Source organism: Hyphomicrobium sp., from assembly GCF_036833075.1.
Taxonomy (GTDB): Bacteria; Pseudomonadota; Alphaproteobacteria; order Rhizobiales; family Hyphomicrobiaceae; genus Hyphomicrobium_C.
In genome coordinates this window covers 1-11,750 of the sequence record NZ_DAITQL010000109.1, presented here as the reverse complement: position 1 = coordinate 11,750, position 11,750 = coordinate 1, and the positions used below count along the sequence as shown (strand labels likewise).

General features: G+C 66.7%; 10 protein-coding genes. 6 read left to right on the top strand and 4 right to left on the bottom strand.

Annotated elements, in window-relative coordinates; translation table 11 throughout:
• Together V7082_RS19830 and V7082_RS19825 are read left to right on the top strand one after the other, a co-directional pair.
• On the top strand, window positions 1-2,468 hold a 2,468-nt coding region (locus V7082_RS19830), incomplete at its 5' end, for a glutamate synthase-related protein (RefSeq protein ID WP_334151263.1).
• A gap of 16 nt (window positions 2,469-2,484) precedes the next feature.
• Window positions 2,485-3,924, top strand: coding sequence for a glutamate synthase subunit beta (locus V7082_RS19825; RefSeq protein ID WP_334151261.1), 1,440 nt, complete (start codon window positions 2,485-2,487; stop codon window positions 3,922-3,924).
• 17 nt (window positions 3,925-3,941) lie between these two features.
• Here the strand turns inward: V7082_RS19825 and V7082_RS19820 are convergent, their stop codons facing one another.
• Window positions 3,942-4,241 (bottom strand): type II toxin-antitoxin system RelE/ParE family toxin, encoded by a 300-nt coding sequence (locus V7082_RS19820; protein ID WP_334151260.1) that lies wholly within the window; start codon window positions 4,239-4,241, stop codon window positions 3,942-3,944.
• Window positions 4,238-4,456, bottom strand: coding sequence for an addiction module protein (locus tag V7082_RS19815; RefSeq protein WP_334151258.1), 219 nt, complete (start codon window positions 4,454-4,456; stop codon window positions 4,238-4,240). The genes V7082_RS19820 and V7082_RS19815 overlap by 4 nt, the downstream gene beginning before the upstream one ends.
• A 237-nt stretch (window positions 4,457-4,693) precedes the next feature.
• On the opposite strand from V7082_RS19815, the gene V7082_RS19810 reads away from it, so the two are divergent.
• Window positions 4,694-5,080 (top strand): HPF/RaiA family ribosome-associated protein, encoded by a 387-nt coding sequence (locus V7082_RS19810; protein ID WP_334151256.1) that lies wholly within the window; start codon window positions 4,694-4,696, stop codon window positions 5,078-5,080.
• Window positions 5,081-5,241: 161 nt separating this feature from the next.
• On the opposite strand, the gene V7082_RS19805 is transcribed toward V7082_RS19810, so the two are convergent.
• Window positions 5,242-6,624 carry an SGNH/GDSL hydrolase family protein gene (locus tag V7082_RS19805; protein WP_334151255.1) on the bottom strand — a complete coding sequence of 461 codons (1,383 nt, stop codon included), beginning with the start codon at window positions 6,622-6,624 and terminating at the stop codon, window positions 5,242-5,244.
• A gap of 57 nt (window positions 6,625-6,681) precedes the next feature.
• Window positions 6,682-7,977, bottom strand: coding sequence for a lytic murein transglycosylase (locus V7082_RS19800; protein WP_334151253.1), 1,296 nt, complete (start codon window positions 7,975-7,977; stop codon window positions 6,682-6,684).
• A gap of 350 nt (window positions 7,978-8,327) precedes the next feature.
• Here V7082_RS19800 and galU point away from each other — a divergent pair, with 350 nt between their 5' ends.
• The 3 genes from galU to V7082_RS19785 all read left to right on the top strand — a co-directional run bounded on the left by galU (window position 8,328) and on the right by V7082_RS19785 (window position 11,682).
• A complete protein-coding gene (gene galU, locus V7082_RS19795) occupies window positions 8,328-9,209 on the top strand; it encodes a UTP--glucose-1-phosphate uridylyltransferase GalU (protein WP_334151251.1) in 882 nt (293 codons plus the stop codon).
• A gap of 242 nt (window positions 9,210-9,451) precedes the next feature.
• Entirely contained in the window at window positions 9,452-10,495 is a 1,044-nt protein-coding gene (locus V7082_RS19790) for a flagellar motor protein MotA (protein ID WP_334151249.1), read from the top strand.
• A gap of 158 nt (window positions 10,496-10,653) precedes the next feature.
• Window positions 10,654-11,682, top strand: a complete 1,029-nt coding sequence (locus V7082_RS19785; RefSeq protein WP_334151247.1) for a peptidoglycan -binding protein — start codon at window positions 10,654-10,656, stop codon at window positions 11,680-11,682.
• Window positions 11,683-11,750: the final 68 nt, after the last annotated feature.

The window sequence follows — 11,750 nt, the reverse complement described above, 5'->3', positions numbered from 1 at the left end:
CCAAGATGGGCATCTCGACCTACCAGTCCTATTGCGGCGCGCAGATCTTCGACGCGGTGGGGCTCAGGACGCCGTTCGTGCAGAAGTATTTCACCGGCACGCATACCCAGGTCGAAGGTATCGGCCTGCGCGAGATCGCGCGCGAGACGTTCGACCGGCACGCGGCTGCGTTCGGCAATGCGCCGGTGCTCGCCAACGCGCTCGAGGTCGGCGGAGACTACGCCTACCGCGTGCGCGGGGAAGCGCACGTCTGGCGGCCGCAGGTGGTCGCCGACCTGCAGCATGCCGTGCGCTCGACGGATCCGGCCGATGCCATGAGCGGGCGCGTGCCCCAGACGTACCGCAACTTCGCGAAGGCGATCGATGCGCAATCGGAGCAGCTACTGACGATCCGCGGCCTGTTCCACATCCGCTCGGCGGAGAGCATGGAGCGCAAGCCGGTGCCGATCGAGGAGGTCGAGCCGGCGTCCGAGATCGTCAAGCGCTTCGCGACTGGCGCCATGAGCTTCGGCTCCATCTCGCGCGAAGCCCACACCACGCTCGCCATCGCCATGAACCGCATCGGCGGCAAGTCGAACACCGGCGAGGGCGGCGAGGAGGCGGACCGGTTCAAGCCGCTGCCCAACGGCGATTCCATGCGCTCGGCGATCAAGCAGATCGCCTCCGGCCGCTTCGGCGTCACGACCGAGTACCTCGTCAACGCGGACATGATGCAGATCAAGATGGCACAGGGCGCCAAGCCCGGCGAGGGCGGACAGTTGCCCGGCCACAAGGTCGACGCGACCATCGCCCGCGTTCGCCACGCGACGCCGGGCGTCGGGCTCATCTCGCCGCCGCCGCACCACGACATCTATTCGATCGAGGATCTGGCGCAGCTCATCTTCGACCTCAAGAACACCAATCCCGATGGCCTCGTGTCGGTGAAGCTCGTCTCGGAAGTCGGCGTCGGCACGGTCGCGGCGGGCGTCGCGAAAGCGCGCGCGGATCACGTGACGATCTCGGGCTACGAGGGCGGCACGGGTGCCTCTCCCCTCACCTCGCTCAAGCATGCGGGCAGCCCGTGGGAGATCGGGCTTGCCGAGACGCACCAGACGCTCGTTGCCAACCAGCTGCGCGGGCGCATCGCGGTGCAGGTCGACGGCGGGCTCAGGACCGGGCGCGACGTGATCGTCGGCGCGCTGCTCGGGGCGGACGAGTTCGGTTTCGCGACCGCTCCTCTGATCGCGGCCGGCTGCATCATGATGCGCAAGTGCCACCTCAACACCTGCCCGGTCGGCGTCGCGACGCAGGACCCGGTTCTGCGCGCCCGCTTCACGGGCCAGCCCGAGCACGTGGTGAACTACTTCTTCTTCGTCGCCGAGGAGGTGCGCGAGTACATGGCCCAAATGGGCTACCGCCACCTCCACGAGCTGGTGGGACAGAGCGACTGGCTCAACAAGGAGCGCGCCATCGATCATTGGAAGGCGCAAGGGCTCGACTTCTCGAAGCTGCTGCATAAGCCCCATGCCCCGAAGGGCGTCGCGATCCATCACTCAGAGACGCAGGATCACGGCCTCGACAAGGTGCTCGACAACGCGCTCATCAAGACCGCGATGCCGGCCCTCGAATCCCGGAAGCCCGTCAAGGCCGAGTTCAAGATCAAGAATACCGACCGCACCGTCGGCACCATGCTCTCGGGAAAGATCGCCAAGCGCTACGGCCATGCCGGACTGCCCGAGGACACCATCTGGCTGACGTTCAAGGGCACCGCGGGGCAGAGCTTCGGCGCGTGGGCCGCGCACGGCCTCACGCTGGATCTCGTCGGCGAGGGCAACGACTACGTCGGCAAGGGGCTTTCGGGCGGTAAGATCATCGTGCGGCCGGATCCCAAGTCGGGCATCGTGCCCGAGGAGAGCATCATCATCGGCAATACGGTGCTGTACGGGGCGATCACGGGCGAATGCTATTTCCGCGGCATCGCGGGCGAGCGCTTCGCCGTGCGCAACTCCGGCGCCACTGCGGTGGTCGAAGGCACCGGCGACCATGGCTGCGAATACATGACGGGTGGCTGCGTGGTCGTGCTCGGCCCGACGGGGCGCAATTTCGCGGCCGGCATGTCGGGCGGCGTCGCCTACGTACTCGACGAAGCGGGCGATCTCGACAGCCGTCTCAACAAGGAGATGGTGGAGATCGAGACGCTGGCGTTCGACGCGGCGCTCATCGAGACGCTCGCCAGGGACAACGGCGAGATGACGCGGCCGCTCGCCGACGTGATGGACGACATGCGCGGGCAGGACCTCGAGCGCCTGCACACGCTGATCGTGCGGCACGCCCACTATACGAACTCGAGCAAGGCGCAGGCTATCCTGGCCGACTGGGAGAGCTATGCGCCGAAGTTCAGGAAGGTGATGCCGCTCGAATACCGCCGGGCGCTCGCCGAGCTCGCGAAGGCCAAGGCCGCCCTCTCCGCCGACCACGTGCAGGCTTAGATCGAAAGCAGAAACGATGGGAAAACCAACCGGATTTCTTGAGTTCGAGCGCGCCGACCGCACCTACGAGCCGGCCGGAACGCGCATCAGGCACTGGCACGAGTTCGTGCTGCCGCTCGGCGAGCCCGACGTCAGAACGCAGGCCTCGCGCTGCATGGACTGCGGCATCCCCTATTGTCACAACGGATGCCCGGTCAACAACCAGATCCCGGACTGGAACGATCTCGTCTACCGCGGGAATTGGAGGACGGCGGCCGACAACCTGCACTCGACCAACAACTTCCCGGAGGTGACGGGGCGCGTGTGCCCGGCGCCGTGCGAGGCGGCCTGCACGCTCAACATCGACGACGTGCCGGTGACGATCAAGACCATCGAGTACTCGATCGCCGAGCGCGCCTTTGAATCCGGCTGGATCACGCCGCAGCCGCCCGAGACCCGGACCGGCAAGACGGTCGCCATCGTCGGCTCGGGCCCATCCGGGCTCGCCGCCGCCCAGCAGCTCGCGCGCGCCGGCCACGAGGTGCACGTCTACGAGAAGAATGCGCGCCCCGGCGGGCTGCTCGTCTACGGCATTCCCGACTTCAAGATGGAAAAGCACGTCATCGCGCGCCGCCGGGCGCAGATGGAGGCGGAGGGCGTCGTCTTCCACTGCAACGTCACCGTCGGCAAGGACATCTCCGCACGCGCGCTCGAAGAGCAGCACGATGCTCTCCTGCTGGCGATGGGCTCGGAGACACCGTTCGACTTCTTCGCCAAGTCGCCGGGGCGCGATCTCGACGGCCTCCACTACGCCATGGACTTCCTCACGCAGCAGAACCGGCGCGTCGCGGGCGAGGCACAGCTTCCGGGCACGCGGGAGATCTCGGCCAAGGGCAAGCACGTCATCGTCATCGGCGGCGGCGACACCGGATCGGACTGCATCGGTACGTCGTTCCGCCAGGGCGCGAAGTCGGTGACGCAGCTCGAGATCATGCCGAAGCCGCCGGTGCGCGAGAACAAGGCGCTGTCGTGGCCGGCCTGGCCGCTCAAGCTTCGCATCTCCTCGTCGCAGGCCGAGGGCGCCGCGGTTGAATATTCGGTCTCGACCACGGGCTTCTCGGGCGAAGGCGGGCGCGTAAAGTTGCTGCACTACGTGCACGTTGATTCCAAGTTGCAGCCGATCCCCGGCTCGGACGCGACGCTCGATGCGGAGCTGGTGCTGTTCGCCATGGGGTTCTCGGGGCCTGCGGACGGCGGCGTACTGTCGGGGCTTGACCTCGAGGCCGTGCCCCGCGGACGCTTCAAGGGGCTCGACGCCAACGAGCGGGACTACAAGCTGCCGGGCGGCGGCAAGCTGTTCGCGGCCGGCGACGTGCGGCGCGGGCAGTCGCTCGTCGTATGGGCGATCCGCGAAGGCCGCCAGGCCGCGAGCGCCATCGACGCGTTCCTGATGGGAAGCACCGCGCTGCCGCGATAGGGGGATTTTCGGTCCCGTCAGTCGGCACGGAGACGTTTTCGCCAGTACGTGGGCCTTCGCCTCAAATGCATGACGGCATAGATGGTGGCCGTATCGTCGCGAACACGATAGACTAAGCCATATTCGAATTTGCGTAGCAGGCAGCGGCGCGTGTCGCCGGCCAAGCTTTGCCAAGCGTGCGGATACTGCTCGATTCTCGAAACTGCTAGAGCAACCTCCGCGGCGAATGCGAGGCCAAGGCCAGTGCGCCTTGTCTCAAAAAATGAAACCGCCTCGTCGAGTTCGCGCTCCGCTGCGGCGGTAAACTCGACTTTCATTTGCCCAGATATTTTTCCAATACCGCGCGTGCAGAACGCGTTGGCAACTCACCCCGCCCATGCGCCGCAACCCTGTCTGCAACCTCGTCGCACCACGCTTTATCGACCTCGGGGTCGGGATCGACGGTGGCGAGAAGTAGCTCCGCAAGCTCTTCACGCTCCGCAGCACTTAGCTTCTGAGCGTCTTCGAAGATCGATTTCAGGCGAGCGTTCATGGAAGACCTCTTTTTCGTAAACCTATCCGAAAGCTCAGGCCCCGTCAGCTCGCTTATGTCGTCAAAGCATCTCTTGAGGCCAGAACTCCAATAAATTCAGGCCGTGCGTTGCGTTTGCGTCGTGCTAAGATCAGTTCCGTTTGACTTCGCTCACGCCTGTTCCTCTACCCTTGATCCAGGGCTCGGGGAGGCCCAGGTGTCTATCGGAGCTCGATCAACAACACGCAGGGAGCCGACATGAACACTCCGCTCGAAATCTCTTTCAAGGGCCTCGACAAGAGCCCGGCCATCGAAGCCAAGATCGCGGAGCGGGCGGCCAAGCTCGAAAAGCATTTCGAGCGCATGACACACTGCCGGGTGGTGGTGGCGGCGCCGAACAAGCATCACCACAAGGGCAAGACCTACGAGATCAAGATCGACATCGGAATTCCCGGCGCGGCGCCGCTGATCGTCACGCACGAGTCGGCCGTCGGCCAGGCGCAGGAGGATCTCAAGATCGCGCTCAGGGACGCGTTCGATGCCGCGGACCGGCGCCTCGGCGAGATCGTCGAAAAGAAGAACGGCGCAGTGCGCGCCGAGCGCGGGCGTCGCCGTCCGGCGAAGCCGTCGGACGATGCCGACTGATCACGCGCGCGCCCTTCCGCTGTCGGACGGTCTCCAAAGCGTCACCCGCACGCAATCCCGGATCGTGTGCGGATCAATGCCGGCGAGGGCCGTAAGCGGCGCGGCCGTGAGCGGCGGCGTGGGGCGATCCCGCACGGGGCCTTGCCCGTGTCAGTCACGCGTCAGCGCGTCGCTTTCCCCGGCTTGACCCGCTCGCCGCCGCCGGCTTCCCGGGTGGCTCCGGTCTCAAGGGGATCGGCGTCGGGGAGATAGACCGCCTCCGGTGGCGGGGCGGGCCGCGGCCACGACGCGTCGTCGGCCCGGCCCGGCTTCGGCGGCAATCGCTCGCCTTTGAACAGCACGCGGAAATAGGGCGACTGGGAGGGGGACAGACGGCGCCGGCCGCCGGCCTGCCCCGAGCCGGTTGCGAGCGCGACCGTGCTCAGCACCGTGAGTCCGCCCGGAATCTGGTCGACGACGGATTCGCCGAGCTGCGAGGGGCGATCGGGGCTTTCGCGACGCGTCACCAGCGCCACGACGGAGGCGGAGATCGCAGGGCGCACGATGTCGAGCGATACGACCTCCTCTCGCCCACCCTCGCTCATGATCCTGAGATTGATCCGGCTGTTGTCGGCCTTCTGATCCAGGCCGCCGCCGGCGTTCGACGGCAACGCCTTGGCGACACCCGGCTCCGATCCGTGGGCGGCGGGCGCCTCGCGCCCGGCGGCGGGATCGGCGAGCTTCGCCCGGTCGGGATTGATCTTGGCCTGCTCGCCCGGATCGCCGTCGAGCGGAATGGCGCGGTCGGCGCGCGCCTGCGTGAGGTCGCGCCTCAGCTCGCGGTCGACGAAGTAGGCAAGCTTCCTGTTGCCCTCCCACGTGAAATAGACGCCGTCGCCGGCGCGCAGCAGGCGGATCTTTCCGGTCACGTCCGGGCCGTACTGGCTATAGCCGCCGTTCTCGTCGATGAAGGCCGCGTAGGTGTCGACGAACCTGGCGCCGTTCAGATAGGCGCGCTCGCGCAGGATGCTGTTCATCATTTGCACGTCGTCGTTGGCATCGTTCCGGCGCACGTTCGGCAAGCCGATCCAGTAGGCGGCGACGTTGCGCCGTCTCAGCATCTTCAACAGGCGATCGGCGCGGGCGGCATACTCGCGGCGCCACCCCTCGGTGCCGACCATCAGACGCCTGCCCGTCGCCGGATCGCGGACGGACACGCGGTCCCAGGCGCCCATCATGAGGATGGCGATCTGGGCCGGATCGGACTTCAGGCTCTCTTCGAGGTCGATCAGCTTCTGATCGAAATCCCGCCGCATGAGGCCACCGACGCTCAGCGGCGCCGTGCGGATCACGACGCGGGGATCCTTCTGGAAGATCTCGCGCGCCCCTCCCAGCAGCCCCTCCGCGAGGTCGTCGCCGACGACGACGACATTGTAGGTGTCGTTCGGAGGAAAAGGCGTGATGAAGGCCGTACCCGCCGGATCTTCCTGCGCCGCAGCGGGGCCGGCCGCCGCCACCAGGGCCGCGAGCAAGGCTACGAGCGGAAACGTGAGGCGGGCGCGCATGCCTTTCCGGCTCATTGTTGAACGCGGGCGGTGTTGAAAACGCGGGCGGTCCATCCTCTATCGTGGCGATTCGCGCGAGGCGGTCTTTCGCACGTGATCAAGAACCGCATCCGAGGGCCAGCAGTCAACCTTCAAGTTGCTGGCGCGCTCGTACTGGCCGATGACCTTGCGCGTATTGGAGCCGACCTTGCCGTCGATCTTCTCGACGTCGTAGCCGAGCGCCTGCAGGCGCTGCTGAATCTCCTCGATGTTGCGCGTCTTCTGCGGGCCCATGCCGCCCCAGGGCGTCACGAAGTCGCCGCCGCCCGCGATCCGGTCCGCGAGATTGCCGACGAAGACCGCGTAAAGGTCCGACATGTTGTAGCGGCGAATCACATTGTAGTTCTCGAGCACGAGGAACGACGGGCCATATCCGCCCGCCGGGCTCATCATGTAGGCATTGAGCGCGAGCTGCGCGTCCGTCCAGGGCTTGCCGTTGGCGCGCTTCAACCCGAGCTTCGCCCATTCGGAGATCGGGCGCTCCTGGGTCGGCCCCTCGAAGCCGCAATCGGCCGCGCGGGTGAGCTTCACCTCGTAGCCCCAAGTCTGGCCCGCCACCCAGCCTTTGCCCTTGAGCTGGCTTGCGGCGGAGGCGAGCGCGTCGGGCACCGAGTGCCAGATGTCGGTCTTGCCGTCGCCGTCGAGATCGTGGGCGTGCTTGAAGTATTCGCTCGGCATGAACTGCGTGAGACCCATGGCGCCCGCCCAGGACGCGCGCATCAGGGAACGGGGCACGCCGGAGTCCAGCATCTTGAGCGCCGCGATCAGCTCGGTGCGGAACATGTCCTTGCGGCGGCCGAGATACGCCTGCGTCGCGACGACCGTGATGGCATCGTACGGGAGCTTGTGATGACCGAAGGCGGTCTCGCGCCCCCAGATGGCCAGCACGGAATAGCGGTCGACGCCAAGCTCGCGCTCGATCTTCTCGAGCGTCGCCCTGTGCTCCGCCGCCAGCGTGCGGCCGGTCGCGGCGAGGCGCATCAGGTAGGCCCGGTCGAGGTATTCGGAGGGCGCGCGCGTGAACTCGGCCTGGCCGCGGGAGTCGTTGGACGGGCGGCCCGGGAGGTCGAGATCGGGCAGCTTGAGGTCGGGCGTAAACCCGCTGAGAGCCTTGTCGAAGGTTGCGCGAGAAACTCCTGCTGCCTTGGCGTCGGGCCACAGACCCTCGATCCACGCATCGAGCCTGGCGTCCGCAGCGGCGGGGGTGGCGACAGCGGCGGCGGCAACGATCGCCATGGCAGACGCGAGCACCGCCGCCAGGATGCCGGGCTTCGAGCGGTGCCGCCGGGGCAGCGTGACGGGCCAATCGATCATAGGGAACACTCAAACACCTTTCGCGCGACAGCGCCTTCGCGCGATGCGGCGCCGCCGCGCGGTGCTCCGATCATCGCGCGTCGCCGCCTTCCCCTTCCCCCGTGTCTGCGATTCGGGGCTTTTTTGCGGCCCGGCCGCCAATCCGGCGCAGCGCATCGGGGACTTGCGCACTGGCCCCGCAACATCGGATATAGAGCCTCGCCTCTGATAGACTTGAAGGCGAGGCTCTATGTTTTTGGTTTGGCGCGTTTTCTTAACGCGAAGTGGTGTCCACTTCGCTTGAAAACGCTCTAGTCCGCGCTCCGCATTTTGAGCGCGTTTCCAGATCCCCCTCCAATGCCGGTGCCCCGATGACCCGATCCAAGCGCATTCGCAAAGCCGTGTTCCCCGTGGCCGGCCTCGGGACCCGTTTTCTGCCCGCGACCAAGGCCATCCCCAAGGAGATGCTGACGGTCGTCGACCGGCCGGTGATCCAGCACGTCGTCAACGAGGCGCGCGAGGCGGGGATCGAGCACTTCGTGTTCGTCACGGGACGCGGCAAGGCGTGCATCGAGGACCATTTCGACCATCAGGTCGAGCTTGAGGCGACGCTCTCCGCAAAGAAGAAGACGCGCGAGCTCGACGAGCTGCTGGCCGAGCTGCCCGAGGCCGGCCGGACCAGCTTCACGCGCCAGCAGGCGCCGCGCGGCCTCGGACATGCGGTGTGGTGCGCGCGCGACATCGTCGGCGACGAGCCGTTCGCGCTTCTGCTGCCGGACATGCTGCATCACGGCGCGCGGCCCTGCCTCGCCGAGCTCATCGAAGCCTACGAGCGGACGGGGGGCAACGTGATCGCCGTGTCGCCCGTGCCGGAGGACCAGACGCACCAGTATGGCATCGTCGGTGTCGAGGACACGGCGGCCAAGGTGAGCCGCATCACGTCCATGGTGGAGAAGCCGCCCAAGGGCACGGCGCCCTCCAACCTGCACGTCACGGGGCGCTATGTGCTCGAGCCCGAGATCTTCCCGTTGCTTGCCAAGCAGGAGGCCGGCGCCGGCGGGGAAATCCAGCTCACCGACGCCATGATCGCCTTGAGCCGGGAGTCCCGCCATCCGTTCCATGCGGTGCGCTTCGACGGCACGATCTACGACTGCGGCTCAAAGATCGGCTTCCTGCTCGCCAACGTGGCTTACGGCCTCGCGCGCGACGATCTCGGCCCTCAGCTCCGGGCGGCGCTCAAGGACCTGATCTGACCCCCGGCCACCAGGCCCGCGCCGTTCGGCGCGCCGCCCCCGTGCTGACTTGTGCCGCTGCCAAAAAATGGCCCCAATCGAGCCGGGGCGGCACGATGTTGCCCGTTTCGGGTGTCATGGGGTTCAGATATGATTTGGGGATAAGGCTATGATTGGGGGGTCGGTCGTGATCGGGCACACGCCTCGATCGACGGTCCCACATGCCCGGACGCCCTAATCCCCTGCACGGCCGGAGACTTTGAATGGCACGCAAGCGACCCGATGTGACCGCCGGCCCGATGCACAAGACCTTGACGCCGCCCGGGCTGTTCCTGGTGCGGATGCTCGTCTTCCTGACGCTCGTCGTCTTCCTCGCCGCCATCCTGCACGAGCAGCTGTCCGTGGCGCTGATGACGAACCCCGGCCTCAACGGACTGATCATCGGTGTTTTGTGCATCGGCATCATCTATGCCTTCCGGCAGGTGGCCCGCCTCTATCCGGAGATCCGCTTCGTCAACGCGTTCCGCATCTCGGATCCGGGGCTCGCAAGCTCCCATCACCCGGTGCTGCTGGCCCCGATGGCCACCATGCTCCGGGACCGGACGGGCGCACTCTCGCTCTCGACGGTCTCGATGCGGACGATCATGGACAGCATCTCGTCCCGCCTCGACGAGGCGCGCGACACGGGCCGCTACATGGTGGGCCTGCTCGTGTTCCTCGGACTACTCGGCACCTTCTGGGGCCTGCTCGAGACCATCACCTCGGTTGGAGGCGCGATCTCCGCGCTCGACACGTCGGGCAACGGGACGGTCGCGGTTTTCGACGAGCTCAAGGCGGGACTCGCCGCGCCGCTCAAGGGCATGGGCACGGCCTTCTCCTCATCGCTGCTCGGCCTCTCGGGCTCGCTCATCCTCGGCTTCCTCGAGCTGCAGGCCAGCCACGCGCACAACCGGTTCTACAACGAGCTCGAGGAATGGCTCTCGAGCATCACCGAGCTCACGCCCGGCGCATCGACCGCCGGCGAGCAGGCAAGCCGGCAGCTCCTGTCCGCCGTGTTCGAGATGCAGCGTGCGGTCGAGGAGCTTTCGACGCGCCTCAAGGGCGGGGGCGCGAGCTCGTTCGGCGCCGCTCCGGGATCCGACGAGCCCGTACGCGACCTCGCGCGCGGCGTGAACCAGCTCGTGAGCCAGATGCGCGCCGAGCAGAAAGTCGTGCGCGAGTGGGTGGACGAGCAGGCGACGCAGCAGACGGAGGTGACGAACGTGCTGCGCGACCTCGCCGAAAACATGCTCAAGAAAGGCAACTAGCAACATGCCAAGACGTGCCGCAGATGGCCGGAGGGTTTTGAGCGCACGCCCCGATCGGAGCCGCGCGGGCCCATCCCTCGCGGCCCCGTGCCTTACGGCGGCGACACGCGCTCCCGACAGAGCACGCAAGCGGCAAACCTCGGACGCGGAGCACTAGCATGGCGCGTGGGCGCTCGCGGCGCGGCGGCGAGTACGGAGAGTTCTGGCCGGCCTACGTGGACGTGCTCTCCACGCTGCTTCTGGTCGTCACCTTCCTGATGTCGATCTTCATGATCTCGCAGTACTTCGCGACGCAGGAGGCGGCCGGGAAGGACACGGCGCTGCAGCGGCTCAACCGGCAGATCGCCGAGCTCACCAATCTGCTGTCGCTCGAGAAGGGCAAATCGCGCTCGACCTCGGACGAGCTCGCCTCGCTGCAGGCTACGCTCGCCGATCTCAAGGCCGAGAAGGACAAGCTCTCCGGATTTGCGCTCAGCGGCGACGAGAAAGCGAAGGCAGCCGAGGGGCGCATCCAGTCGCTCGAGGCGGATCTGGCCTCGCAAAAAACCATCTCCAACGAGGCGCTGGCCAAGGTCGACCTGCTCAACCAGCAGATGCTCGCGCTGCGCCGCCAGCTCGCGGCCTTGAACGAGGCGCTCGAAGCCTCCGAGAGGAAGGACAAGGACAGCCAGGACCGCATCAAGGACCTCGGCGCGCGCCTCAACGCGGCGCTCGCGCGCCAGGTGCAGGAGCTGCAACGCTATCGCTCGGATTTCTTCGGGCGGTTGCGCGAGCTTCTTAAGGACCGCAAGGACATCCGCGTGGTGGGCGACCGGTTCGTCTTCGAATCCGAAGTTCTGTTCCCGTCCGGATCGGCGACGCTCACGCCGGAGGGATACGCCGCCATGGATCAGCTCGCCGTCGCCATCAAGGATCTCGCCAGGACCATCCCCTCCGAGATCGGCTGGGCGCTGCAGGTGGACGGGCACACGGACATCCGCCCCATCGCCAGCGCGACGTTCCCGTCCAACTGGGAGCTTTCGACGGCGCGCGCGGTCTCGGTCGTGAAGTATCTCGTCTCGCGCGGCGTGCCGGCCGAGCATCTCGTCGCCGCGGGCCATGGCGAGTTCCAGCCGCTCGAAACGGGAGTCGACGAGGAAAGCCTGCGCAGGAACCGGCGCATCGAGCTCAAGCTGACGAACAGGTAGGAGGCAGTAGGCAGTAGGCAGTAGGCAGTAGGGTCTATACTGAATGATGAAAAATAAAGACAAAAAGA